Raw genomic sequence first — 24,100 nt, 5'->3', positions numbered from 1 at the left:
CTCAAAAAGACCATTTATGCTTGCCGGAAATTTTTCCAACGGTGGGGTATTCTCCCGCAAACCGGCGATTATTTGTTTTTTATCAACGGTAATAGCATGTCGATCTGTTTTTCCACCGCCAGTTTGCCGGCGGCAATCGCCTCATCGGCGCGATGGAAATCCAGCGTCGAAATCTGAGGGCAATAAGGTTGAATCAACACATCAGGCGGATCGCCGGCCATGCGGTTACGTTTCAGGCGATTTTCCAGAACCTGGATCGACGTCCCCATGATCTCCATCGCCGTAGGCGTGAAGTTGGGCTTTCTGGTGGTCATTTTGCTGATGCGTTCCCTTAAGCGCCCCCGCCAGCTGCGGGCAGGAATATCTTGCGGCACCTCCACATCGTGATTGCGCACCGAGAATAAGTCCTGCTGCATTAAATGAGCATCATGCTGCAAATCGACGGCGATGACGATGTCGGCTCCCAATGCCCTGGTCAATGAAATAGGCACAGGATTCACCACTGCGCCATCCACCAGCCAATAGCCATCAAACCAGACAGGTGCCAACAGGCCCGGCATGCTGCACGACGCACGAACCGCCTGATGAATATCGCCTTCCGTCAACCACAACTCGCGTCCGGTACTGAGATTGGTTGCCACGGCGCCGAATTTGAGTGAGCACTCGGCGATATCATCGATCTTCAGCAATTGCCCCACCGCGTTGAAAACCCGTTCGCCGCGTAGCAATCCGCCCCGCTGCCAGGACAAGTCCATCAATCGGATCACGTCCCAATAGCTGAACGAACGTACCCAGGTTTCCATGGCGGGCAAACGGTGGCTGGCAAAAGCGGCCCCCACCAGGGCACCCACCGAGCAACCCGCTACTATATCGACTTCAACGCCCAATTTCTTTAGCGCATTGATCACGCCGATGTGCGCCCACCCTTTCGCCGACCCCGCCCCCAATGCCAATCCAATCTTTATTTTTCGCATACTTTCCGCCCTTTGCCCGGTGAATTGTATCAATGACGCTGTCAGCGTAGATTGTCACGATCGAATAATGTTAGGTAACATATGCGCTAAATTTCTTTTGGCATCGGCCCGTTCCTCAGGTTCCGGCCATTTTAGGAGTCACCTTGTCCGAATTATGCCCCTGCGGCGGCGGAGTGGAGTATAGCGCATGCTGCGAGCCCTACATCAACGGCAGCCAAACGCCATCAACCCCCGGACAGTTAATGCGCTCGCGCTTTAGCGCTTACGTAAAACACAACGTGGATTATCTGATTGCTACCTGGCACCCCGACTGCCACGCGGCGGAATGGCGCAACGGCATCGTCGACAGTTTCAAAGACACCGAATGGCTCGGCCTGACGGTGGTAGAAGAAAAAACGGGCCATGAGGCCAATGAAGGTTTTGTCGAATTCATTGCCCGTTTTATCGATGGCAGCACCGGCGAGCAAAGGGCAATGCACGAACGCTCGCGCTTCCTTCAGCTTGGCCAACGCTGGTATTATATTGACGGAACCAAACCTCAGCCTGGCAGAAATGCCATTTGCCCATGCGGCTCAGGAAAAAAATATAAAAAGTGCTGCGGGCGTTAGCCGGCAGTCACCGTACCCAAGAGTTTCAGGCGATGGCCTGAAAACGAAAGCGATAAAATTCTCGCCTGCGCAGACAGGACATACCGTATCAGACAGGATCCTCATCCCCATGCCACACCAAAATGTACAAAGAAAAGTTTTGCGCACCATTTGCCCGGATGCCAAAGGCCTGATCGCCAAGATCACCAATATTTGCTACAAGCATGAACTCAACATTGTTCAAAACAACGAGTTCGTCGATCACCGCACCGGTCGTTTCTTTATGCGTACCGAGTTGGAAGGCATTTTCAACGACACCACGTTGCTGGCGGATCTCGACAGCGCGCTGCCGGCAGGCTCGGTTCGTGAACTGCATAATTCCGGCCGTCGCCGCATTGTCGTGCTGGTGACCAAAGAAGCACATTGCCTGGGCGATCTGCTGATGAAAAGCGCCTACGGCGGCCTGGACGTGGAGATTGCGGCGGTTATCGGTAACCACGATACGCTGCAAACGCTGGTCGAACGTTTCGATATTCCGTTCCATCTGGTCAGCCATGAAGGCCTGACTCGCGATCAGCACGATCAGAAAATGATGGCCCAGATCGATCAATACCAACCGGACTACGTGGTACTGGCCAAATATATGCGTGTGCTGACGCCGGCGTTTGTACAGCACTACCCGAACCAGGTGATCAATATCCACCACTCCTTCCTGCCTGCCTTTATCGGCGCAAGACCTTATCATCAGGCTTACGAGCGCGGTGTGAAAATCATCGGCGCCACCGCTCACTACGTTAACGATAATCTGGATGAAGGCCCGATCATCATGCAGGACGTGATCCACGTCGATCACACCTATTCTGCCGACGACATGATGCGCGCCGGACGTGACGTTGAGAAAAATGCCCTCAGCCGTGCGCTCTACCACGTGTTGGCGCAACGGGTATTTGTGTACGGCAACCGGACGGTTATTCTGTAATTGCTCAATAAAGCGGTGCCTTTCGTTCAGGGATGCACCGCCAAGGGTAAAAAATCGGCAAACGATTCATTTTCTGCATTTCAATACTTTACACGCGCGCTTCATTTGATATGATGCGCCCCGCTTACCGAGACAGACGTTTCGCAAGCAAGGCCAGTGGTGGGGTTCCCGAGCGGCCAAAGGGAGCAGACTGTAAATCTGCCGTCACAGACTTCGAAGGTTCGAATCCTTCCCCCACCACCATCTTCTCTCTGTTGATGAGTGCACAGCGAAAGCTGAAGTCACTTAAAACACTGAGGGAGAGGATGAGAAGCTTCGCCAAGGTTCGAGTCTCACGCAGTGAGACAACGCGCTTTAGCGCGGCCCGCAGGGTGAGGAACGAAGAGACGAATAATCCTTCCCCCACCACCCTCTTCTCTCTGTAAAGAGTGAAGACGCAGTAAAGAAGCCGGCCAGGTTTCTTCCGGATAAAACCGGAACTACAATTTGTAAAACCATGAATACCATGGTGGGGTTCCCGAGCGGCCAAAGGGAGCAGACTGTAAATCTGCCGTCACAGACTTCGAAGGTTCGAATCCTTCCCCCACCACCATCCTTGTATATCCCTCAGAAACAAACCAAACCTGAAAGTCCCAATATCACTCCTTAGTGGGAAAGATGAGAAGCTTCGACCAGGTTCGAGTCTCACACAGTGAGACAACGCGCTTTAGCGCGGCCCGCAGGGTGAGTTGCGCAGCGACGAGTAATCCTTCCCCCACCACCATCCTTGTATATCCCCCAGAAACAAACCAAACCTGAAAGTCCCACTATCACTCCTTAACGGGAGGGATGAGAAGCTTCTACCAGGTTCGAGTCTCACGCAGTGAGACAACGCGCTTTAGCGCGGCCCGCAGGGTGAGTCGCACAGCGACGAGTAATCCTTCCCCCACCACCATCCTTGTCTATTCCCCAGCATCAAATCAATCCTTAGCACTCCGATATCTCATTTATCAATTTCCTTAATCTTTCTGCACGTCCTCAACTTGAACTCCGACCAACAATTCGCTATACCACTGGCTTCTTTAATGCAGTAAGGAAAAAAGTGCATGCGTAACAATATCTGCGTTTTTTGCGGCGCCAGCGAAGGCGTTAACCTTGCCTATGCCGAGAATGCACGGCAACTGGGCCAGACACTTGCCGCCCAAGGCCGACGCTTGATCTACGGCGGCGGGAAAAAAGGGTTGATGGGCATTGTGGCGGATGCCGTACTTGCCGCCGGTGGCGAAGCGGTGGGTATCATTCCTGAACGATTGGTTGAAGCTGAAACCGCGCACCGTGGCCTGACCGAGCTGGAAGTGGTCCCTGACATGCACACCCGAAAGGCGCGTATGGCGGCCCTGGCTGACGGTTTTATCGCCTTGCCGGGCGGCATAGGAACGCTGGAAGAGCTGTTTGAAATCTGGACCTGGGGTCAGATTGGCTATCACAGCAAACCGGTAGGCCTGCTCGACGTGAACGGTTTCTACCGCCCGCTAAACAATTTCCTGCAGCACGTGGCCGATCAGGGCTTTATGCGTCATGATTATCTCGGCACCATGCACATCAGCGAATCCGCACAAACCTTGCTGCAACAATTCGACGACTATCAGCCCAAAAATTACGACCGTTGGGCGAAATAACCCGGCTTGCCAGCGGCGGTCATTGCCGCTGGCCCGCGTTACATTTCCGGCCAAACTCTGCTACTATCTCAACACATTTTTCTCGCATAAACGGCACCGCTCATGAAGTTTGTCTCTTTTAATATCAATGGACTGCGCGCGCGTCCGCACCAACTGGCCGCAATTATCGAGCAGCACCAACCCGACGTGATCGGTCTGCAAGAAACAAAAGTTCACGATGATATGTTTCCGCTGGAAGACGTGAGCCAGTACGGCTATCACGTGTTCTATCACGGGCAAAAAGGCCATTACGGCGTAGCACTGCTGACCAAAGAAAAGCCGCTGGCCGTTCGCCGGGGTTTCCCTACCGATGAAGAAGACGCACAGCGCCGTATCATCATGGCCGACCTGGCAACGCCGCAAGGCACCCTGACGGTAATCAACGGCTACTTCCCACAGGGTGAAAGTCGTGACCATCCGATCAAATTCCCTGCCAAAACGCGCTTCTATCAGGATCTGCAAAACTACCTTGAGCAGCAGATGTCAGTAGACTCACCGGTACTGGTGATGGGTGACGTCAATATCAGCCCAAGCGATTACGATATCGGTATCGGTGAAGAGAACCGCAAGCGCTGGTTGCGCACCGGTAAATGCTCTTTCCTGCCGGAAGAACGTGAATGGATGGATCGCCTGCTGAACTGGGGCCTGGTGGATACCTATCGCCACGCCAACCCAGAACGCAACGATCAGTTCTCATGGTTCGACTACCGTTCGCGCGGCTTTGATGAAAACCGCGGCCTGCGTATCGATCTGCTGTTAGCCAGCACGCCACTGGCCGCGCGTTGTATCGCGACCGGCATCGATTATGAGATCCGCGGGATGGAGAAGCCTTCGGATCACGCACCGGTCTGGGCGGAGTTCTCGCTGTAATTCATCCAACCCCGGCCCTGCCGGGGTTTCTCTCTGTGGTAAAGATGAAAATTATCGATGTCGTCGCCGCCATTATCGAAAAGAATGGCAAAATTTTACTGGCACAACGCGATGCCGACAGCGATCAGGCCGGCCTGTGGGAATTTCCCGGCGGAAAAGTGGAACCCGGCGAAAGCCAGCCTCAAGCCCTGGCGCGTGAACTGGATGAAGAGTTGGGAATAGTGGCCAGCGTCGGCGATTACGTCGCCAGCAACCCGTGGCAGCAAACTGAGCGGGTGATTAGGTTACATGCCTGGCGTGTCGAGGCATTCAGTGGCGAATTGCAGAACCGCTGCCATGCCGACTTTGTTTGGGTAACGCCGGAGCAGGCGTTTGACTATCCGCTGGCTCCGGCCGACGTACCGCTGCTGGCCGCGTATATTGCCAGTTTAGCGTCAGAAGCCTGAGCCGCTGACGTTACCGCGTCACTTCTTCAGGCGGATCCAGATCAACGGATTAGTTCCCACCACGTTGGGGTCGCGCACGCACTGCAGCACTTCCCCTTCCACCTTCAGTACCGCCCCTTCAGAATAGTTTTGATCCTGATAAATGCAGCAGCGGCTGCAAGGTTGCACGGCAGGTTGAGCCGCCGCGCTTTTCGCCGCGCCCCAAATTTCCGGCGATACCGGCACCACCACGTCCACATCGCCACGGTTGGCCATGACCGCAGACGAAAACATCAGTGCGCCAGTGGTCAGCATCAGTAAGGCGTAATTCATTCGCTCTTCTCCCGCGCCTTGCCGGCGCTCTTCTTGCGTTTTTTTGCCCCGGAGGAAGGTGGCGGCGGCAACCCGCGAAACGCCATACTCGCCCGGCTCTGCTTGGCCTGATAAATCAGTTCCTGCAAAGTCCCCACCAGAGGTTGCATAAAGTCCTGATAGCGACAGGATTTCTCACTGATTTGCGTCAGCGTAGCCTCCCAGTTCGCCGTCATATCCGGACGGGCAGCAATATCCGGCAGCGAATGGATCAACGCCCGACCGGTTTCGCTGGAATGAATATAACGCCCTTTCTTATACAAAAACGCCCGCTTGAACAGCAACTCAATAATGCCTGCGCGCGTAGCCTCGGTCCCTAAACCATCGGTCGCTCGCAGGATTTTCTTTAGTGCTTTATCCTGAACAAAACGTGCAATACCGGTCATGGCGGAAAGCAGGCTGGCATCGGTGAACGGGCGCGGCGGCTGCGTCTGACGCTCAACCACTTCACCGCGTTCGCACAACAGTTCGTCATCCTTCGCCACCACCGGCAGCGGCGCCCCTTCGTTTTCTTCGTCGCGCTCTTTACTGCCCAACAGCGTGCGCCACCCTGCTTCAGCCAGGAAGCGTGCCTTGGCGATAAACTTGCCTCCGGCGATATCCAGCTCAATGACGCATTTGCGGAACATCGCATCCGGGCAAAACTGCATCAGGTACTGTCGGGCAACCAGCCCATAAACGTTCAGTTCGTCCTGACTGAGGCTGACCTTGCTGGCACGCGCGGTGGGAATAATAGCGTGGTGGGCATCCACCTTCTTGTCATCCCAGCAACGGTTACGACGATCGCTGTCGATCACCGGCTGCGGGTAAAGATCCGGTTGATGAACACTGATGGCGTTCAACACCGAATGGCGCCCGGCGAAATGCTCTTCCGGTAGATAGCGGCAATCAGAACGCGGATAAGTAATTAACTTATGGGTTTCGTACAGGCGCTGACAGACATCGAGCACCTGCTGCGCACTCAGGTTAAAACGTTTGGAAGCTTCGATCTGCAAAGTCGACAATGAAAACGGCAGCGGAGCGGTATCTGATTCCCGTTTATCATTATAGGAGGTGACCAGCGCCGGTTGGCCCTCGATGCGCTTGAGCACGTGCTCCGCCAAAGGCCGGTGCAGCAGACGCCCTTCCTCATCCTGATAGGGTTCGCAGGAGTCGCTGGGTTGCCACAGGGCGACGAATCGCTCCTCTTTCGGCGTCACGATGTGCGCTTTCACTTCGAAGAAGTCTTTCGACACGAAGTTTTCGATATCTTCGTCCCGTCGCACTACCAGCCCCAATACCGGCGTTTGTACCCGCCCGACGGACAACACGCCGTCATAACCGGCATTGCGCCCCAAAATGGTGTAGGCGCGGGTCATATTGATGCCATACAGCCAGTCGGCGCGGGAACGTGCCAGGGCGGAAACACACAGAGGAATAAAATCGCGGTTATCACGTAACCGTTCAATGGCGCGTTCCACTGCCTGCGGGTTGAGATCGTTAATCAGGCAGCGGCGTACGCTTTGGCGTTTTTCCGGCGTCAACGCCAGATAGTCGAGCACCTCGTCCACCAGCAGTTGCCCTTCGCGATCCGGGTCACCTGCGTGCACCACCTCATCGGCCTCATGCAGCAGTTTTTTGATCGCATTGAGCTGTTTGCTTACCGACGGGCGGGGCTGCAACTGCCACTTTTCAGGGATGATCGGCAAGTCCGCCAGCGACCATCGCGCATAGCGACTGTCATAGGCATCCGGTTGCGCCTGTTCCAATAAGTGGCCCACGCACCAGGTCACCACATCATTGTTACCACAGGCGATAAATCCGTCACCGCGGCGGTGCGGTTTAGGGAGTACGTCGGCAATGGCGCGCGCCAAACTCGGTTTTTCGGCAATAAACAGTCGCATTATTCACCGTTATTCTGGCTGTACGTCATCAGGAATTCTCTTACTTCAGCATAATTCCCGCGGAACACAATCCGCTGGGATTTTTTTTCCAATTGATAGTGATACATCGGATCATAGTAGTGCTGCAACAACGGCACCAGCCACTCCTGATGCGCGTCACTATTACCGCCGGCATATTGACGCTGTAACGCCCATTCCAGGCTCTGCGTCAGCTGCTGAAAACGCTCCAGGCCCAAGCGACGGCGAATGGCAAACAGGCCGTGGTGCAGATACTCATCGTATTTCTGCCAGCCCAGCTCCGCCCCCAAAGCCTGCTCAAACGCCAGACGCATGCGATCGATATATTCATGCTGCAACCGTGCCAGACGCACCTCGAAAGGATCGTCGATAACGGCCACCGGCGCCTGCTGCATGCGGGTGAAAATGGGCAGCGGCAGATTGTTGCTGCCGATAATGCGCCCTTCGTCCTCCAGCACCCAACGGCGGCAGCCACCATGCTGTTTTTTCAGCAATAACACAGCCAGACGATTCTCAAAATCAATCTGTCCGCTTTGTGCCACCAGCGTTCGGCCAAAAGATGAACCGCGATGCCGCGCCGCGCCTTCCAGATCGATACCTTCGGCCAGCTCATTGACCAACACCGTTTTGCCGCTGCCGGTATTGCCGCCGATCAGCACCATCGGCAGTTCGGCGCTTTGTTCCAACGTGGACAGCAAGAACTGCCGCAGCGCCTTGTAACCGCCCACAATGCGCGGATAGTTCACTCCAGCCTCACGCAGCCATTGCTGCACCAGTTGCGAACGCAAGCCGCCGCGAAAACAGTAGAGGTAACCTTCCGGCCATTGCGCGCATTGCGCCAACCACGCCGCCGTGCGCTCCTCGCGCAATCGGCCGTTAACCAGGCTGTGGCCCAGAGCAATCGCTGCCTGCTGCCCCTGCTGTTTGTAACAGGTGCCCACCGCCTGCCGTTCATCGTCGTTCATCAACGGCAGGTTTACCGCATTGGCGAAAGCGCCCTGCTGAAACTCAACCGGCGCACGCACATCAATCAGCGGGATATCCTGCAAAAAAATGCACCGATAGTCTTGGGTATCCGCCCGAGCCAACGTAACAGACACTATACAACCTCGATCAGCGGCTTGCCCGCAACGGCCGTATGCAGTTCACCGATAGCCTGAAGCTGAATGCCGTGACGTTCGGCAATTGCCTGAACCTGCTGTTCCGCTTCCGGTAATACCGCCAGCAGCAAGCCACCAGAGGTCTGCGGATCGCACAGCAATTGCCGCTGCAGGCTGGTCATTTCACCTACCAGATGGCCGTAACTTTCGAAGTTGCGCCCGGTACCGCCCGGCACGCAGCCTTCGGCAATATAGCGCTCGATGTCCGGCAATTTTGGCACCTGCTCAAACCAAACCGTCGCCTGCAACCCCGACCCCTGGCAAACCTCACTCAGGTGGCCCAGCAGGCCGAAACCGGTCACGTCGGTCATCGCCGTTACGCCTTCCACATCGGCAAAATCCGCGCCCGGTTTGTTCAGTTGGCACATAACTTCGGTCGCCAGGCCTTCATGCTCAGGGCGTAATTGACTTTTCTTCTCAGCGGTGGTCAGCACGCCGATGCCCAGGGGCTTGGTCAGGAACAGGCGGGCTCCGGCCTGGGCCGCGCTGTTCTTCTTCACCCGGTCAGTATTGACGATACCGGTAACTGCCAGGCCAAAAATAGGTTCAGGAGCATCGATAGAATGCCCGCCGGCCAACGCGATCCCCGCCTGTTGACAGGCGTAGCGCCCACCGTCGATCACCTGTTGCGCCACTTCCGGCGGCAGCTTGGCTATCGGCCAACCCAAAATGGCAATCGCCATGATCGGTTTTCCGCCCATGGCATAGACGTCGCTGATGGCATTGGTTGCCGCGATGCGGCCGAAGTCGAACGGGTTATCGACGATCGGCATAAAGAAATCGGTAGTGCTGATAATGCCAACGCCGTTGCCGATGTCATACACCGCAGCATCGTCACGGGTTTCATTACCCACCAGCAAACGCGGATCGACAAACTTCTCCCGCTCGCTGTGCAGAATAGTTTCGAGAACTTTCGGTGAGATTTTACAACCGCAGCCTGCGCCATGGCTGTACTGGGTTAAACGGATCGCTGGCGATGTCATATACCACTCCCTTCGGTTAACGGCATTCAAGATATCATAGGGTAGCGCTTGCCGAGGGGAATGGTAAGAGCAGGCTGTCGATAAGCGAACAGCCTGCTCAGAAACAACACAGAATGGCGGGATTTAACTCATTTTTGCCGCAACCCTGCGCCTGAGTTTAGAAGTAGCTGACGAAAGGCTTGCTGTCAGGGGCGACAACTTTGGTGGCGGCTTTCAACTGAGGAGTACCCAAATACAGGAAACCCACAATTTCGTCCTGCTCACGGCAGCCAAAGGCTTCGCGAACCAGAGGATGTTCGGTCCAGGCACCGGTACGCCAGATGCCGTTGAAACCTTGCGCCAGCGCGGCCATCTGCATCGCCTGCACCGCACAACCGGCAGAAACCACCTGCTCCCAGCGCGGCACCTTGGTTTCTTCGGTACAATGCGCCACCACGGTGATGATCAGCGGTGCGCGGAACGGGGCTTTTGTCGCCTTCTCAATAGCCGCTTCGTCCATTTCGTCCTGCTTTGCAGCAGCTTGTAACAATTGGCTGAAGCGCTCCAGGCCCTGGTTTTCAATCATTATAAAACGCCATGGCTGCAATGCGCCGTGGTCAGGCGCTCGCAGGCCCGCATTGATGATATTTTGACGAGCCTCATTGGTGGGCGCAGGCTCGGCGAGGCGTGAGGCCGAACGGCGGTTCAGTAAAAGATCCAGTGCATCCATCGTAAACTCCTGATAACAATTTTCATTACGATCACGTTAACATAGCTAAACGGCGAGTGACAGCGTCGGTAATACCCTCTGTGACACACGATTTAAAGCTGACATTTCCTCGGCCGCTCATTAGGATAGCGGAACATTCTCGACTCTTGCTGGAGAGCACATGCGCACATTGTGGCAAATCATTGCCGGCGTTTTCAGGTGGACATGGCGTCTGCTGAACTTTATCAGGGAACTGATCCTTAATCTGTTCCTGGTGTTGCTGATCCTGGTTGGGGTCGGTATTTATCTTTCATTCCAGAGCGCAACCACCCCTGCCGTTGCTACTCGCGGCGCGTTACTGGTGGACCTGAGCGGCGTGGTCGTTGACCAACCCTCGATGAACAACAAAGTGCGCCAATGGGGTCGTGAACTGCTGGGTGCGTCCAGTAACCGTCTGCAGGAAAACTCCCTGTTTGACGTGGTTGACAGCATCCGCAAAGCCAAGGACGACAAAAACATTACCGGCATGGTATTGCAGTTAAATGATTTTGCCGGCGCCGATCAGCCTTCGCTGCAATACATGGGCAAGGCGCTGCGGGAATTCCGCGACAGCGGGAAACCGATTTTCGCCATTGGCGACAGCTATAACCAGACGCAATACTATCTGGCCAGCTACGCCAACAAGGTTTATCTGTCGCCGCAGGGCGCCGTCGATCTGCACGGTTTCGCTACCAACAATCTTTACTACAAATCCCTGCTGGAGAAACTCAAGGTCACCACCAATATCTTCCGGGTGGGCACCTATAAATCTGCGGTAGAACCGCTGATCCGTGACGATATGTCACCGGCCGCCCGTGAGGCCGACAGCCGCTGGATTGGCGGGCTGTGGCAGAACTACCTGGATACCGTAGCCGCCAACCGTCAGATCACCGCGCAGCAACTGTTCCCGGGCGCGGCGGGCGTATTGACTGGCTTGCAGGCCGCCGGTGGCGATACCGCCAAGTATGCGCTGGACAATAAGCTGGTGGATGAGCTGGCTTCACGCACCGTGATCGAGAACCAACTGATCAAGACTTTCGGTTGGGACAAGCAGGCGAACGATTTCAACGCCACCAGCATCTATGACTATCAGCCGAAATCGGCGCCGGATCAGGGAGGCAAAATTGCCGTGATCTTCGCCAACGGCGCTATCATGGACGGCCCGCAGACGCCAGGCACCGTTGGGGGTGACACCACCGCCGCTGAACTGCGTCAGGCAAGACTGGATCCGGCGATCAAAGCGGTTATCTTCCGGGTTAACAGCCCAGGAGGCAGCGTCAGCGCTTCTGAAGTGATCCGTTCCGAACTGGCCGCAGTACGCGCCGCCGGAAAACCAGTGGTGGTTTCCATGGGCGGTATGGCGGCGTCGGGCGGTTATTGGGTCTCTACGCCGGCGGACTACATCATCGCCAGCCCGAGCACCCTCACCGGCTCTATCGGCATCTTCGGGGTGATCAACACCTACGAACAGACGCTGGACAGCATTGGCGTGCATACCGACGGTGTGGCTACCTCGCCGCTGGCAGATCTGGCGGTAACCAAGGCGCTGCCGCCAGAGTTCTCGCAGATGATGCAGCTGAACATCGAGAAAGGTTATCAAAACTTTATCGATCTGGTCGCCAAAGCCCGCAAAATGACGCCGCAGCAGGTTGATCAAATTGCTCAGGGGCACGTGTGGTTGGGCAGCGATGCCAAAACCAACGGCCTGGTCGATCAGTTGGGCGATTTTGACGACGCGGTGAAAAAAGCGGCCGAACTGGCACAGTTGAAACAATGGCAGCTTAACTGGTTTGTCGATTCGCCAAGCCTGACCGACATGGTACTCAGCCAGTTTGGCGTGTCTATTCACGCCATGCTGCCGGCAGCGATTCAGTCAATGCTGCCTGCGCCGCTGGCTTCGGTCGCCATGGCGGTGAAAGAACAGCCGGGTTTGTTCAATAACCTGAACGATCCGCAAAACCGCTATGCCATCTGTTTGACCTGCGGAGAAGTCCGCTAACAAATTAATCCTCAGCCCGGCACCCGCCGGGCTTTTTTTCTGCGCTTATCCCCCTATAATTCAGCCCATCATATTTCTGTTAAAACAATGACCATGCAAAAGAAATCGATTTACGTCGCTTACACCGGCGGTACCATCGGCATGCAACGCTCTGATCACGGCTACATTCCGGTGTCCGGTCACCTGCAGCGCCAGCTGGCCTTGATGCCTGAATTTCACCGGCCGGAAATGCCGGACTTCACCATTCATGAATATGCGCCGCTGATCGACTCCTCCGACATGACGCCGGAAGACTGGCAGCATATCGCCGACGACATCAAACAGAATTACCACCTCTATGATGGCTTCGTGATCCTGCACGGTACCGACACCATGGCCTTCACCGCTTCGGCGCTGTCGTTCATGCTGGAAAACCTGGCCAAGCCGGTGATCGTCACCGGTTCGCAAATCCCACTGGCTGAACTGCGTTCCGATGGTCAAACCAACCTGCTCAACGCGCTGTACCTGGCCGCCAACCATCCGGTGAATGAAGTCAGCCTGTTCTTCAACAACAAACTGTTCCGCGGCAACCGCACCACCAAGGCGCACGCTGACGGTTTCGACGCTTTTGCCTCGCCTAACCTGCCGCCGCTGCTGGAAGCCGGGATCCACATCCGTCGCCAGAACGGTATCGACAGCCCGGTCTGCAACGGTGAGCTGAAAGTGCATGACATCACTCCCCAGCCGATCGGTGTGGTGACGATTTACCCAGGGATTTCCGGCGCGGTGGTGCGCAACTTTTTGCTGCAACCGGTGAAAGCCCTGATCCTGCGTTCTTACGGCGTGGGCAACGCACCGCAAAAAGCGGAGTTGGTTGATGAATTGCGCGACGCTTCCGAACGCGGCATTGTGGTCGTGAACCTGACCCAGTGCATATCCGGTCGGGTGAATATGGAAGGCTACGCCACCGGCAACGCGCTGGCCCATGCCGGGGTCATCAGCGGGTTCGACATGACGGTCGAGGCCGCCTTGACCAAGCTGCATTATCTGCTGAGCCAACCGCTGACGCCGGCGCAAATCCGCAGCCAGATGCAGCTAGATCTGCGCGGCGAACTGAGCATCAGCGGTTAACCCAACCCTTACAACGGAGTCGCGATGAAAACAGCCCTGCTGCTAATCGATTTGCAAAACGATTTTTGCCCCAACGGCGCATTGGCGGTAACAGACGGTGACGCCGTGATCGCCGTAGCCAATCGGGCAATAGAGGCCTGCAACGCGCGGGGCGAGCCCGTGGTCGCCAGCCAGGACTGGCATCCTGCCAATCACCGTAGCTTTGCGGTAAACGCCAACGCACAGGTAGGTACGCTGGGTGAACTGGAGGGGTTGCCGCAGGTGTGGTGGCCGGTGCACTGCGTTCAGGAAAGCCAAGGTGCCGAGTTTCATCCGCAACTAAACCAGCGGGATATCGTCGCCGTATTCCGCAAAGGTCAAAATACGGATATCGACAGCTACAGCGCCTTCTTCGACAACGGGCATCGCTCGCGTACCGAGTTGGACCGCTGGTTGAAAGCTCATGACGTGAGCCATTTGGCCGTGATGGGGCTGGCAACCGACTACTGCGTCAAGTTCAGCGTCCTGGATGCCCTCGCGCTGGGGTATCAGACTTCGGTAATTACCGACGGCTGTCGCGGCGTTAATTTGCAACCTGGCGACAGTCAGAAAGCCCTTCAGGCCATGCAGCAGGCTGGTGCAGAGCTCGTTACCCTGTCACAATTCATCGAACGATAATGCGTCGGGTGCTGATGGCACCCACCCATTCCCCCACCGACAAATCTCGACATCGCTCACATTCCGACCATTCTCCTGTGATGACATCTTGTTCGCGCGAAGCACATTTGCTGTTATGACCGCTGATGCCTTGGCATCAATCAGTTATACGCATCCGGGGCCCATTGAGCCCGGCTTTATGTTACCGCCTGAGGCGGTTTCGGGTCGGCCTTGCCGACCAAAGGAGATAACATGGTTTTCACCCGTAAACTGCTGCCTTTGCTGGTCGCGGTGCAGTTTGGTATGGCTGGTGCCGGCATGGCACACGCCGCCTCTTACCTCTCCGTCGGCTATTTCAACGGCGGGGGTGACGTTACCGCCGGTCCAGGCGGCGATATCAACAAGCTGGACGTCACGCAAATCACTCACCTCAATTACTCCTTCGGCCTGATCTACAACGATGAGAAAGAGGAATCCAATCCGGCGCTAAAAGACCCGGCTCGCCTGCACCAGATTTATCTGTCACCCAAGGTGATGGCCGATCTGAAGCTGCTGCCGGTGTTGCGTAGACAGAATCCTGAGTTGAAAGTGCTGCTGTCCGTCGGCGGTTGGGGGGCTCGCGGTTTTTCTGGTGCGGCGGCAACGCCAGAGAGCCGGAGCGTGTTTATCCGTTCGGTGCTGGACGTCATCAAGCAGTACCAACTGGACGGCATCGATCTCGACTGGGAGTATCCGGTTAACGGTGCCTGGGGGCTGGTCGAAAGCCAACCGGCGGATCGGGCCAACTTCACCGTGCTGCTGAAAGAACTGCATAGCGCCCTGAATAAAAATAAATTGCTGACCATCGCCGTAGGCGCCAACGTTAAAAGTCCGCAGGAATGGGTGGACGTCAAAGGTATTGCGCCCTACCTCGATTATATCAATCTGATGACCTACGACATGGCGTACGGCACGCAATATTTCAACTCCAATCTGTATGATTCCAAACAGTGGCCAACCGTCGCGGCGGCCGATCGTTACAGTGCCAATTTTGTCGTGGATAATTATTTGGCTGCCGGATTAAAACCGGCGCAGCTAAATCTGGGCATCGGTTTTTATGGTCGGGTCCCCAAACGCGCCACTGAGCCCGGCATCGACTGGGACAAAGCCGACGCGGCGAAAAACCCTGTCACCCAGCCCTATTTCACCGCTCGCGAAACCGCCGTCTTCAAATCACTGGGGTTGGATCTGACCAAGGACAGCTATTTCAAATATAACGATATCGTCAGCAAGCTGTTAAACGATCCACAACGGCGCTTCAGCGCCCATTGGGACAGTGACGCCCAGGTTCCTTATCTGACGATGAAATCCGCCGTGGGCAAGCCTTTATTTGCCATTTCGTACGAGAACCCGCGCTCGGTTGAGCTGAAGGCTGATTACATCAAGAGCAAGGGATTGGGGGGCGCGATGTTCTGGGAATATGGCGCAGACGACAATAACCGACTCGCGCATCAACTGGCGGAATCGCTGGGGATCAACGGCGGGAAAGGCTAAACCCACGGGGCGATGTCAGTATCGCCCCGTTATTCGATTTACTGCGGTTTCAGCTTGGCAAGGGGTTCAGCCATAAACTGCTGTTTCAGCTCTTGCTTGCTCTTCATCACAATCTGGCCGTCGGTGCCGATGCTCATATGTTGCGGATCGGCATTGTGCAACGACTGCCATAACATGACCGCCTGCAGGCTGTTTTCTTTCTGTTCCGGAGTCAGCGCTACGCCATCCGGCCATTTGCCCAGCTCAACGGCCAATACCAGCCGTTGATAGATTTCCGGCGTCATGGCGGCAATCAGGTCTTTCACATCCATCAGGGCCTTTCCTCACTCGTGCAAGAATAATTAGCTGAATCGTTTTTTCTAACTCAACGCCGGGTTTAGCCTGCGGTTTTCTCACCGTTCTCACCGTCGGTAAAACTGAGTGACGCCGAGTTAACGCAAAAACGCTCGCCGGTCGGCTGCGGACCGTCGGGGAAGACGTGGCCCAAATGCGCGTCGCAGTGGCCACAGCGGATCTCAACGCGATGCATATTATGTGAATTATCATCAAGATAACGAATAGCATCGTCGGATACCGGCTGATAGAAGCTAGGCCAGCCGCACCCGGAGTCATACTTGCTGTCGGAGTAGAACAGCGGGTGGTTGCAGCACAGGCAATGGTACACGCCCTCGCGTTTGTTGTGCAGCAATTTGCCGGAATACGGCGCCTCGGTACCACGTTCCTGAGTCACATAACGTTGGATTTCATTCAGTTCCGTGGCCGGATGGTCAGGGGTTGTCTCTTTAGCCATTTGTGCGATTCTCTGAATGTGGATAATGTCAACGAAAACAATGAGTAATAATAACAAAAAATTAACAACACTGCAGCGCTTTTTGGCCTAAACTGTAGCCCATAAAGGTCACGTCGCGGCAATATGTGATACCGATCACATATCTTATATGGACTGACTTTATACTTGGCGGTTTGACCCCATATTACGGATGAGGCCGAACGCAAACGGAACGTGCAATAAGCGCTCAAACCAGGCTGCGAGGTTTGATTTGCAGCAAGTATTGACACGATTCCGCTTGACGCTTGGTAAGGTTTTTGTAATTTTACAGGCAACCTTTTATTCACTAACAAATAGCTGGTGGAATATATGACTATCAAAGTAGGTATCAACGGTTTTGGCCGTATCGGTCGCATTGTTTTTCGTGCTGCTCAAGAACGTTCTGACATCGAAATCGTTGCAATCAACGACCTGTTAGACGCAGAGTACATGGCTTACATGCTGAAATATGACTCTACTCACGGCCGCTTCAACGGCACTGTAGAAGTTAAGGACGGCCACCTGGTTGTTAACGGCAAAACCATCCGTTGTACCTCAGAAAGAGATCCGGCTAACCTGAAGTGGAACGAAGTCAACGTTGACGTCGTTGCTGAAGCAACTGGCCTGTTCCTGACTGACGAAACTGCACGTAAACACATCGCTGCAGGCGCTAAGAAAGTTGTTCTGACTGGCCCATCCAAAGACGACACCCCAATGTTCGTTATGGGTGTTAACCACAAATCTTACGCCGGTCAGGAAATCGTTTCTAACGCTTCTTGTACCACCAACTGCCTGGCACCACTGGCTAAAGTTATCAACGACAAGTTCGGCATCGTTGAAGCACTGATGACCACCGTGCATGCCACTACCGCAACTCAGAAAACCGTTGATGGCCCGTCTCACAAAGACTGGCGCGGCGGCCGCGGCGCATCTCAGAACATCATCCCTTCTTCTACTGGTGCAGCTAAAGCTGTAGGTAAAGTTATCCCAGAACTGAACGGCAAACTGACCGGTATGGCGTTCCGCGTTCCTACTCCGAACGTGTCTGTGGTTGACCTGACTGCCCGTCTGGCAAAACCAGCTTCTTACAAAGAAATCTGTGCGGCTATCAAAGCGGCATCTGAAGGCGAGCTGAAAGGCGTGCTGGGCTACACCGAAGACGAAGTGGTTTCTACCGATTTCAACGGCGAAACTCTGACTTCCGTATTCGATGCCAAAGCCGGTATCGCACTGAGCGACACCTTCGTGAAACTGGTTTCTTGGTACGATAACGAAACTGGTTACTCCAACAAGGTTCTGGATCTGATCGCTCACATCTCCAAATAATGGATTGATGCCAAGCTGATGATGAGGGCGACATTTTTGTCGCCCTTTTTTTGTTTCTACGGCGAACAAAAGGCCAACCGATGAACGAAAAAATTTTCACCCTACCCGTTACTCAGCAAATTTCTCCTTATATCAGCCAACGTCAGCTCGAAGAACTGCCTGTGGTGGTGGTTTCCCACCCGAAAGTACGCGCGGCTATCACACTGCAGGGCGCACATCTGCTGGCCTGGCAACCCAGCGGTGAAAAGCCGGTCATTTGGCTGAGCAATAACACACCCTTTAAAAAAGGCAATGCTATCCGCGGCGGCGTCCCTATTTGCTGGCCCTGGTTTGGTCCGGTGGCTAAGCCGTCGCACGGTTTCGCCCGTAATCAGCCCTGGAGCCTGACGGCGCATGATGAAGATGATAACGGCGTCATTCTGACCTTCACGCTGAAAGACAATGAGCAAACCCGTAGCCTATGGCCACACGCCTTTACGCTGATTGCCCGCTTCAAGCTAGGCGAAGAGTGCGAGATAGAGCTGGAGTCCCACGGTGATTATCAGGCCACTGCGGCGCTGCATAGCTACTTCCAGATCGGGGACATTGAACAGGTTAAGGTCGCCGGGCTCGGCGTGCCTTATATCGATAAAGTCGCTGGGGGCACCGAAGCCAAACAGACGGGTGACGTGACTTTCGTCGGCCAAACCGATCGGGTGTATACCCAGCCGGAGGCCTTTAGCCTGATCAAAGACGCAGCCCTTCAACGCACCATTGAGGTTCATCACCATCATATGAGTGATGTAATTGCCTGGAACCCTGGCGTAGAACTTTCTTGCAGCATGGCGGACATGCCTAACGACGGCTATAAAACCATGGTTTGCGTGGAAACCGGCCGAGTCAGCAAACCGCTGATCGCAGCAGGGGAACAACCGGCACGGCTGGCAGTGACCTTCCGCACCCGCAAGAACGCATGATCGCACCAGGGGCGGTGGAAACTGCCGCTCTGCGTTATCGCACTATAGATGTGCAAAAGGGGCGCCAGCGCCCCTTTATGATGCGTGCCTTGCACTATTTTCGTGCATTCGCTTTTAGAAGCTGTAGCTCACACCCGTCATCAACAACCCGGTGTATGATTTATCCACCATCGGGCTGTCTTTCACTTCATCAGACAGTTTGATATAACGGCCTACAAAGAAGGCATTCCAGTCTTTGTTGATCTGGTAGTTGGCGCTCAGCTCAGCGTAAGGTGCCCAGCTGTCGCTTGGCGTGTAGCTGTCCAGACCGCTGCGGCGAGATTCGTTATCGTTAACGCCGAAGTAGTATTTATTCTGGTTTTTGCTGCTCCACATCACACCTACGCCAGGGACCAGGGTGAAGGCATCCAGCTCAAATTTGTACAGGTAGGCAACGTCACCGACCATACCGTTGCTGTAATTGAGCGTATCACCGGTAAAGGTGGTGCGCAGGCTGCCCCACTCGGCGTTGTGCGTATAGGCCAGACCGGCCATCAGCGTGCCACGGCGCTTGTTCAACTTCTTCATGCGGTCGTCGTCGCTGTCACCCGGACGGTAGCCCAACGGAGAGTAGTAACCCATCAGGCTCAGTTGGTTTTCCTGATCTTTCCACAGGTAATAACCGGCGGTCAGGGTACGGAAGTAGAAGTCATCCCCTTCATAGTTGATGACGGGTACCGGATATACGCGGTCCTGATAGCCACGATACGGATCCGGGCTAACCAGCGCGGAAGCACCGAGTGACCAGGTTCCAGCCTGAGCACTTTGCGCACAAACCATTGCGGAAGCGATAATTGCTAGCGTTTTGAGTTGAAAAATCTTCACTGGTTCTTTTTCCATAAATAACAGAGTTAATAGCCGGCTTAGTTTATGTGAAATTGTCGTTACGCGCCTAATCTTTACAATAGAAAACAACCAAGATCGAATAACTTAGAATAGAAATATGAATTAATCATGGCGGAACAGTGACGTTTTTTGCCGCAGGCCGCGCCAGACAAGGCATTTGGCTATCCCTGTCATAACTGAGTCATTGATATGACTTAAAAAAAGCTTTTTACCACGCAGGAAATTTTCTGGTATGCAAACTAAGCTTAAATCAGAAGGTGAATGAATCCTGAGCCCAGTGGCAATACAGCGCAACTCGCGATAATAAGCGCACCAAGTTGGCATACGGGTTGCTGTACTCAAGGATAACTTCTTCTTTCGGGGGCCAAAACACAATCATCAGCTCCCTTTAACCTGTGCTAATAACGAAAGGACGGGCATCGCCATGAACATATTTGACCACTATCGCCAGCGCTACGAAGCTGCCAAGGACGAAGAGTTCACACTGCAGGAATTTCTTACCATCTGCCGGCAAGATCGCAGTGCATATGCCAATGCGGCAGAACGTCTACTCATGGCTATCGGTGAACCAGTTATGGTGGATACCGCGCTTGAGTCGCGTATGTCTCGCCTGTTCTCCAACCGCGTGATCGCACGCTATCCGGCATTCGAAGAGTTCTACGGTATGGAAGAAGCTATCGAACAGATAGTCTCTTACCTGAAACATGCCGCTCAGGGCCTCGAAGAGAAGAAACAAATCCTTTATCTGCTGGGCCCCGTCGGCGGCGGTAAATCATCGCTGGCAGAACGCCTGAAAGCGCTGATGCAACGCGTGCCCATTTATACCCTGAGCGCCAACGGCGAACGCAGCCCGGTAAACGACCACCCACTGTGCCTGTTCAATCCGCAGGAAGATGCCACTATTCTGGAAAAAGAATATAACATCCCGAATCGTTACCTCGGCACCATCATGTCCCCGTGGGCGGCAAAACGCCTGCATGAATTTGGCGGCGACATCACCAAATTCAAAGTGGTCAAGGTACGCCCTTCCATCCTGGAACAGATAGCCATCGCCAAAACGGAACCGGGTGACGAAAACAACCAGGATATCTCCGCGCTGGTCGGCAAGGTCGATATTCGCAAACTGGAAAACCACGCGCAAAACGATCCGGATGCCTATGGCTATTCCGGCGCCCTGTGCCGTGCCAACCAGGGGATTATGGAATTCGTGGAGATGTTCAAAGCGCCAATCAAGGTGCTGCATCCTCTGCTGACCGCCACCCAGGAAGGTAACTACAACGGTACCGAAGGGATCTCCGCCCTGCCGTTCAGCGGCATTATTCTGGCGCACTCCAACGAATCCGAATGGGTGACCTTCCGTAACAACAAAAACAACGAGGCCTTCCTCGACCGCGTTTACATCGTCAAGGTGCCTTACTGCCTGCGGGTTTCGGAAGAGATAAAAATCTACGACAAACTCCTGGATCACAGCGAACTGACCCATGCGCCGTGCGCCCCTGGCACGCTGGAAACCTTAGCGCGCTTTACCGTACTCTCCCGCATGAAAGAGCCGGAAAACTCGAGCATCTACTCGAAGATGCGCGTCTATGACGGCGAAAGCCTGAAGGATACCGATCCGAAAGCCAAGTCGTACCAGGAATACCGCGACTACGCCGGGGTCGATGAAGGCATGAACGGCCTGTCTACCCGTTTCGCATTTAAAATTCTGTCGCGGGTGTTCAACTTTGATCACGCAGAGGTCGCCGCTAACCCGGTTCACCTGTTCTACGTTCTGGAACAGCAGATCGAGCGTGAGCAATTCCCGCAAGATCTGGCAGAGAAATACCTGGAGCACCTGAAAGGCTATCTGATCCCGAAATACGCCGAGTTTATCGGCAAAGAGATCCAGACGGCCTACCTGGAATCTTATTCGGAATACGGTCAAAACATTTTTGACCGCTACGTGACCTATGCAGACTTCTGGATCCAGGATCAAGAGTACCGTGATCCGGATACCGGTCAGCTGTTCGATCGCGAGTCGCTGAACGCCGAACTGGAGAAAATCGAGAAACCGGCCGGCATCAGTAACCCGAAAGATTTCCGCAACGAAATAGTCAACTTCGTGCTGCGCGCCCGTGCTAACAATAGTGGCCGTAACCCTAACTGGACCAGCTATGAGAAGCTGCGTACCGTGATCGAGAAGAAAATGTTCTCGAACACCGAAGAGTTACTGCCGGTGATTTCCTTTAACGCAAAAACCTCAACGGACGAGCAGAAAAAACACGACGACTTCGTCGATCGCATGATGGAGAAAGGCTACACCCGCAAACAGGTTCGTCTGCTGTGTGAATGGTATCTGCGGGTCAGAAAGTCTTCGTAACGTCTAATGAGAATTAGCGTCATGGAGATGGCGTAGAAAGTTGGCAACGTCGTTTGGGGGAAGTATGGCCTATTTCATTGACCGACGGCTTAACGGCAAAAACAAGAGCATGGTTAACCGCCAACGCTTCTTGCGCCGCTACAAGTCGCAAATCAAACAGTCGATTGCCGAAGCCATCAACAAGCGTTCGGTCACCGACGTAGACAGTGGGGAGTCCGTCTCGATCCCCGCTGGCGACATCAACGAACCTATGTTTCATCAGGGTCGCGGTGGCACACGCCACCGCGTTCATCCGGGTAATGACCACTTTGTGCAAAATGACCGTGTCGAACGCCCTCAGGGCAGCGGCGGCGGTGGCAGCGGTCAGGGAAATGCCAGCCAGGATGGTGAAGGTGAAGACGAGTTTGTTTTCCAGATATCCAAGGACGAATACCTGGACCTGCTGTTTGAAGATCTGGCGCTGCCGAACCTGAAAAAGAATCAGTATAAGCAGCTCACCGAGTACAAAACCCATCGGGCCGGTTACACCGCCAACGGCGTACCGGCCAACATCAGCGTGGTGCGTTCGTTGCAAAACTCGCTGGCACGGCGCACTGCCATGACCGCAGGAAAACGTCGCGCCTTGCATGAGTTGGAAGACGAACTCACCCAGATGGAAAACACCGAACCCGTGCAGTTGCTGGAAGAAGAACGGCTGCGCAAGGAAATAGCCGAACTGAGAAAGAAAATCGAAAGCGTGCCGTTTATCGACACCTTTGATTTACGCTATAAGAACTATGAGCGCCGACCGGAACCCTCCAGCCAGGCGGTGATGTTCTGCCTGATGGACGTTTCCGGCTCCATGGACCAGGCCACCAAGGACATGGCCAAGCGTTTCTATATTCTGCTCTATCTGTTCCTGAGCCGAACCTATAAAAACGTCGAAGTGGTGTATATTCGCCACCATACCCAGGCGAAGGAAGTGGATGAGCAGGAGTTCTTCTACTCGCAGGAGACTGGCGGCACCATAGTGTCCAGCGCGCTGAAACTGATGAATGAAGTGGTTGAGGAACGTTACGATCCGGCGCAATGGAACATCTACGCCGCACAGGCGTCGGATGGTGACAACTGGGCCGATGACTCGCCGCTGTGTCACGAACTGCTGGCGAAAAAGCTGCTGCCGATGGTTCGCTACTACAGCTACATTGAAATCACTCGCCGTGCTCACCAGACACTGTGGCGCGAATACGAAGACCTGCAGGCAAAATTCGAGAACTTTGCCATGCAACATATCCGCGAACCGGACGATATTTACCCGGTATTCCGCGAACTTTTCCACAAGCAGACCGTGTAGACCCCATCAAATCAGCCGGTTAACCCTGTGTTCGCCGGCTGTTTATTTTACCGGGAAAAAGAAAACCACTTCCGGATCCTGCTCATCAAGGTTATCAATACGGCCACTCTCAATAAATCCGGCCTTCGACAGTAGCTTTATCATAGGTAAATTCGAGCGATTGGTTGAGGTGAAAAGTTTCGGACGCATACAGATCTTTTTAAAATATTCGATAAATTTTAACCCCACTTTTTTACGCCTCATCAAGCTGCCAACCATAAGAATTTCTATAAATCCACTGTCGTAAAAGTGATAGTGTAATACGCCGTAAGCCGCGACCACGCCCTCGATTTCAGCGACGTGGCAGACGCCAGCCTCGCACCACTCGCCGATCTGTGCATGGCGACGCAGATCCTGTGATGCCAAGGTATCAAGGTCAATCAATAGGTTAGCATCCGTTACTGTTGCCAGGCGAAAAATCAATTTCGGCTCCCCGTTATT

At 54.4% G+C, this 24,100-nt stretch carries 23 protein-coding genes, 2 tRNA genes and 3 other RNA genes; 18 read left to right on the top strand and 10 right to left on the bottom strand.

Annotated features, from left to right (window positions below):
• Positions 1-68 precede the first annotated feature (68 nt).
• Complete coding sequence (gene rssA, locus H5P17_RS07130; RefSeq protein ID WP_182822105.1) at positions 69-974, bottom strand: patatin-like phospholipase RssA; 906 nt, start codon at positions 972-974, stop codon at positions 69-71.
• Positions 975-1,117: 143 nt separating this feature from the next.
• On the opposite strand from rssA, the gene H5P17_RS07125 reads away from it, so the two are divergent.
• The 10 genes from H5P17_RS07125 (at position 1,118) to H5P17_RS07080 (ending at position 5,553) form a co-directional block, all read left to right on the top strand.
• On the top strand, positions 1,118-1,582 hold the full coding sequence (locus H5P17_RS07125; RefSeq protein WP_182822104.1) for a YchJ family protein: 465 nt from the start codon (positions 1,118-1,120) through the stop codon (positions 1,580-1,582).
• 109 nt (positions 1,583-1,691) lie between these two features.
• Positions 1,692-2,540, top strand: a complete 849-nt coding sequence (gene purU, locus H5P17_RS07120; RefSeq protein WP_044551742.1) for a formyltetrahydrofolate deformylase — start codon at positions 1,692-1,694, stop codon at positions 2,538-2,540.
• 158 nt (positions 2,541-2,698) lie between these two features.
• Positions 2,699-2,783 (top strand) — tRNA-Tyr (locus tag H5P17_RS07115).
• Positions 2,784-2,824: 41 nt separating this feature from the next.
• Positions 2,825-2,951, top strand: a non-coding RNA gene (locus H5P17_RS07110) — RtT sRNA.
• Between the two features lie 96 nt (positions 2,952-3,047).
• Positions 3,048-3,132 (top strand) — tRNA-Tyr (locus H5P17_RS07105).
• Between the two features lie 44 nt (positions 3,133-3,176).
• A non-coding RNA gene (locus H5P17_RS07100) (RtT sRNA) lies at positions 3,177-3,303 on the top strand.
• Between the two features lie 44 nt (positions 3,304-3,347).
• A non-coding RNA gene (locus H5P17_RS07095) (RtT sRNA) lies at positions 3,348-3,474 on the top strand.
• 151 nt (positions 3,475-3,625) lie between these two features.
• A complete protein-coding gene (locus H5P17_RS07090; protein ID WP_182822103.1) occupies positions 3,626-4,198 on the top strand; it encodes a TIGR00730 family Rossman fold protein in 573 nt (190 codons plus the stop codon).
• A gap of 102 nt (positions 4,199-4,300) precedes the next feature.
• The gene (gene xthA, locus H5P17_RS07085) at positions 4,301-5,107 is read left to right on the top strand and encodes an exodeoxyribonuclease III (RefSeq protein ID WP_182822102.1); all 807 of its coding nucleotides are present in this window, start codon (positions 4,301-4,303) and stop codon (positions 5,105-5,107) included.
• Positions 5,108-5,151: 44 nt separating this feature from the next.
• Positions 5,152-5,553, top strand: coding sequence for a pyrimidine (deoxy)nucleoside triphosphate diphosphatase (locus H5P17_RS07080; protein WP_182822101.1), 402 nt, complete (start codon positions 5,152-5,154; stop codon positions 5,551-5,553).
• Positions 5,554-5,571: 18 nt separating this feature from the next.
• Here H5P17_RS07080 and H5P17_RS07075 read toward each other — a convergent pair whose 3' ends face one another.
• From H5P17_RS07075 to H5P17_RS07055, 5 genes are all read right to left on the bottom strand, one after another.
• A complete protein-coding gene (locus H5P17_RS07075; RefSeq protein ID WP_182822100.1) occupies positions 5,572-5,865 on the bottom strand; it encodes a DUF1496 domain-containing protein in 294 nt (97 codons plus the stop codon).
• On the bottom strand, positions 5,862-7,787 hold the full coding sequence (locus H5P17_RS07070) for a DNA topoisomerase III (RefSeq protein ID WP_182822098.1): 1,926 nt from the start codon (positions 7,785-7,787) through the stop codon (positions 5,862-5,864). The genes H5P17_RS07075 and H5P17_RS07070 overlap by 4 nt, the downstream gene beginning before the upstream one ends.
• Positions 7,787-8,905 carry a tRNA 2-selenouridine(34) synthase MnmH gene (gene mnmH, locus H5P17_RS07065; RefSeq protein ID WP_182822096.1) on the bottom strand — a complete coding sequence of 373 codons (1,119 nt, stop codon included), beginning with the start codon at positions 8,903-8,905 and terminating at the stop codon, positions 7,787-7,789. The genes H5P17_RS07070 and mnmH overlap by 1 nt, the downstream gene beginning before the upstream one ends.
• A complete protein-coding gene (selD, locus tag H5P17_RS07060) occupies positions 8,905-9,948 on the bottom strand; it encodes a selenide, water dikinase SelD (protein ID WP_044551750.1) in 1,044 nt (347 codons plus the stop codon). The genes mnmH and selD overlap by 1 nt, the downstream gene beginning before the upstream one ends.
• Before the next feature lie 157 nt (positions 9,949-10,105).
• Positions 10,106-10,657, bottom strand: a complete 552-nt coding sequence (locus H5P17_RS07055) for an NAD(P)H nitroreductase (protein ID WP_182822094.1) — start codon at positions 10,655-10,657, stop codon at positions 10,106-10,108.
• Positions 10,658-10,817: 160 nt separating this feature from the next.
• Between H5P17_RS07055 and sppA the strand changes: the two genes are divergently transcribed.
• The 4 genes from sppA (at position 10,818) to H5P17_RS07035 (ending at position 15,953) form a co-directional block, all read left to right on the top strand.
• On the top strand, positions 10,818-12,674 hold the full coding sequence (gene sppA, locus H5P17_RS07050) for a signal peptide peptidase SppA (protein ID WP_182822092.1): 1,857 nt from the start codon (positions 10,818-10,820) through the stop codon (positions 12,672-12,674).
• 93 nt (positions 12,675-12,767) lie between these two features.
• A complete protein-coding gene (gene ansA / locus H5P17_RS07045) occupies positions 12,768-13,784 on the top strand; it encodes an asparaginase (RefSeq protein WP_182822090.1) in 1,017 nt (338 codons plus the stop codon).
• A gap of 24 nt (positions 13,785-13,808) precedes the next feature.
• A complete protein-coding gene (gene pncA, locus H5P17_RS07040; protein ID WP_182822089.1) occupies positions 13,809-14,441 on the top strand; it encodes a bifunctional nicotinamidase/pyrazinamidase in 633 nt (210 codons plus the stop codon).
• 231 nt (positions 14,442-14,672) lie between these two features.
• Positions 14,673-15,953 carry a glycoside hydrolase family 18 protein gene (locus H5P17_RS07035; protein ID WP_044551758.1) on the top strand — a complete coding sequence of 427 codons (1,281 nt, stop codon included), beginning with the start codon at positions 14,673-14,675 and terminating at the stop codon, positions 15,951-15,953.
• Positions 15,954-15,991: 38 nt separating this feature from the next.
• Here H5P17_RS07035 and H5P17_RS07030 read toward each other — a convergent pair whose 3' ends face one another.
• Entirely contained in the window at positions 15,992-16,264 is a 273-nt protein-coding gene (locus tag H5P17_RS07030; RefSeq protein ID WP_044551767.1) for a YeaC family protein, read from the bottom strand.
• A gap of 65 nt (positions 16,265-16,329) precedes the next feature.
• Positions 16,330-16,743 (bottom strand): peptide-methionine (R)-S-oxide reductase MsrB, encoded by a 414-nt coding sequence (gene msrB / locus H5P17_RS07025; RefSeq protein ID WP_020827211.1) that lies wholly within the window; start codon positions 16,741-16,743, stop codon positions 16,330-16,332.
• A 348-nt stretch (positions 16,744-17,091) separates the two neighbouring features.
• Here msrB and gapA point away from each other — a divergent pair, with 348 nt between their 5' ends.
• A complete protein-coding gene (gene gapA, locus H5P17_RS07020) occupies positions 17,092-18,087 on the top strand; it encodes a glyceraldehyde-3-phosphate dehydrogenase (RefSeq protein WP_012145453.1) in 996 nt (331 codons plus the stop codon).
• A gap of 80 nt (positions 18,088-18,167) precedes the next feature.
• Complete coding sequence (locus H5P17_RS07015) at positions 18,168-19,043, top strand: D-hexose-6-phosphate mutarotase (protein ID WP_182822087.1); 876 nt, start codon at positions 18,168-18,170, stop codon at positions 19,041-19,043.
• Between the two features lie 114 nt (positions 19,044-19,157).
• Here the strand turns inward: H5P17_RS07015 and H5P17_RS07010 are convergent, their stop codons facing one another.
• Positions 19,158-19,922 (bottom strand): MipA/OmpV family protein, encoded by a 765-nt coding sequence (locus tag H5P17_RS07010; protein WP_044551770.1) that lies wholly within the window; start codon positions 19,920-19,922, stop codon positions 19,158-19,160.
• Between the two features lie 430 nt (positions 19,923-20,352).
• On the opposite strand from H5P17_RS07010, the gene yeaG reads away from it, so the two are divergent.
• Both yeaG and H5P17_RS06995 read left to right on the top strand, forming a co-directional pair.
• Positions 20,353-22,287 (top strand): protein kinase YeaG, encoded by a 1,935-nt coding sequence (gene yeaG / locus H5P17_RS07000; RefSeq protein WP_020827214.1) that lies wholly within the window; start codon positions 20,353-20,355, stop codon positions 22,285-22,287.
• A 64-nt stretch (positions 22,288-22,351) separates the two neighbouring features.
• Entirely contained in the window at positions 22,352-23,620 is a 1,269-nt protein-coding gene (locus tag H5P17_RS06995; protein ID WP_182822086.1) for a YeaH/YhbH family protein, read from the top strand.
• Between the two features lie 42 nt (positions 23,621-23,662).
• Here H5P17_RS06995 and H5P17_RS06990 read toward each other — a convergent pair whose 3' ends face one another.
• On the bottom strand, positions 23,663-24,082 hold the full coding sequence (locus H5P17_RS06990; protein WP_182822084.1) for a GNAT family N-acetyltransferase: 420 nt from the start codon (positions 24,080-24,082) through the stop codon (positions 23,663-23,665).
• Positions 24,083-24,100 lie beyond the last annotated feature (18 nt).

The organism is Serratia sp. OS31, assembly GCF_014164835.1.
In the GTDB taxonomy this organism is placed as follows: domain Bacteria; phylum Pseudomonadota; class Gammaproteobacteria; order Enterobacterales; family Enterobacteriaceae; genus Serratia; species Serratia liquefaciens_A.
Note: the sequence above shows the minus strand (reverse complement) of the source record. Positions and strands in the feature narration are given on the sequence as shown.

Bases quoted from the DNA above. Each gene is read 5' to 3' on its own strand.
- H5P17_RS07075 (WP_182822100.1), bottom strand. From the start codon at position 5,865: ATGAATTACGCCTTACTGATGCTGACCACTGGCGCACTGATGTTTTCG.
- H5P17_RS07030 (WP_044551767.1), bottom strand. From the start codon at position 16,264: ATGGATGTGAAAGACCTGATTGCCGCCATGACGCCGGAAATCTATCAA.
- H5P17_RS07090 (WP_182822103.1), top strand. From the start codon at position 3,626: ATGCGTAACAATATCTGCGTTTTTTGCGGCGCCAGCGAAGGCGTTAAC.
- H5P17_RS06995 (WP_182822086.1), top strand. From the start codon at position 22,352: ATGGCCTATTTCATTGACCGACGGCTTAACGGCAAAAACAAGAGCATG.
- rssA (WP_182822105.1), bottom strand. From the start codon at position 974: ATGCGAAAAATAAAGATTGGATTGGCATTGGGGGCGGGGTCGGCGAAA.
- H5P17_RS07080 (WP_182822101.1), top strand. From the start codon at position 5,152: ATGAAAATTATCGATGTCGTCGCCGCCATTATCGAAAAGAATGGCAAA.
- ansA (WP_182822090.1), top strand. From the start codon at position 12,768: ATGCAAAAGAAATCGATTTACGTCGCTTACACCGGCGGTACCATCGGC.
- H5P17_RS07010 (WP_044551770.1), bottom strand. From the start codon at position 19,922: ATGGAAAAAGAACCAGTGAAGATTTTTCAACTCAAAACGCTAGCAATT.
- purU (WP_044551742.1), top strand. From the start codon at position 1,692: ATGCCACACCAAAATGTACAAAGAAAAGTTTTGCGCACCATTTGCCCG.
- H5P17_RS07070 (WP_182822098.1), bottom strand. From the start codon at position 7,787: ATGCGACTGTTTATTGCCGAAAAACCGAGTTTGGCGCGCGCCATTGCC.
- yeaG (WP_020827214.1), top strand. From the start codon at position 20,353: ATGAACATATTTGACCACTATCGCCAGCGCTACGAAGCTGCCAAGGAC.
- msrB (WP_020827211.1), bottom strand. From the start codon at position 16,743: ATGGCTAAAGAGACAACCCCTGACCATCCGGCCACGGAACTGAATGAA.
- H5P17_RS07035 (WP_044551758.1), top strand. From the start codon at position 14,673: ATGGTTTTCACCCGTAAACTGCTGCCTTTGCTGGTCGCGGTGCAGTTT.
- xthA (WP_182822102.1), top strand. From the start codon at position 4,301: ATGAAGTTTGTCTCTTTTAATATCAATGGACTGCGCGCGCGTCCGCAC.
- pncA (WP_182822089.1), top strand. From the start codon at position 13,809: ATGAAAACAGCCCTGCTGCTAATCGATTTGCAAAACGATTTTTGCCCC.
- H5P17_RS07055 (WP_182822094.1), bottom strand. From the start codon at position 10,657: ATGGATGCACTGGATCTTTTACTGAACCGCCGTTCGGCCTCACGCCTC.
- selD (WP_044551750.1), bottom strand. From the start codon at position 9,948: ATGACATCGCCAGCGATCCGTTTAACCCAGTACAGCCATGGCGCAGGC.
- sppA (WP_182822092.1), top strand. From the start codon at position 10,818: ATGCGCACATTGTGGCAAATCATTGCCGGCGTTTTCAGGTGGACATGG.
- H5P17_RS07015 (WP_182822087.1), top strand. From the start codon at position 18,168: ATGAACGAAAAAATTTTCACCCTACCCGTTACTCAGCAAATTTCTCCT.
- gapA (WP_012145453.1), top strand. From the start codon at position 17,092: ATGACTATCAAAGTAGGTATCAACGGTTTTGGCCGTATCGGTCGCATT.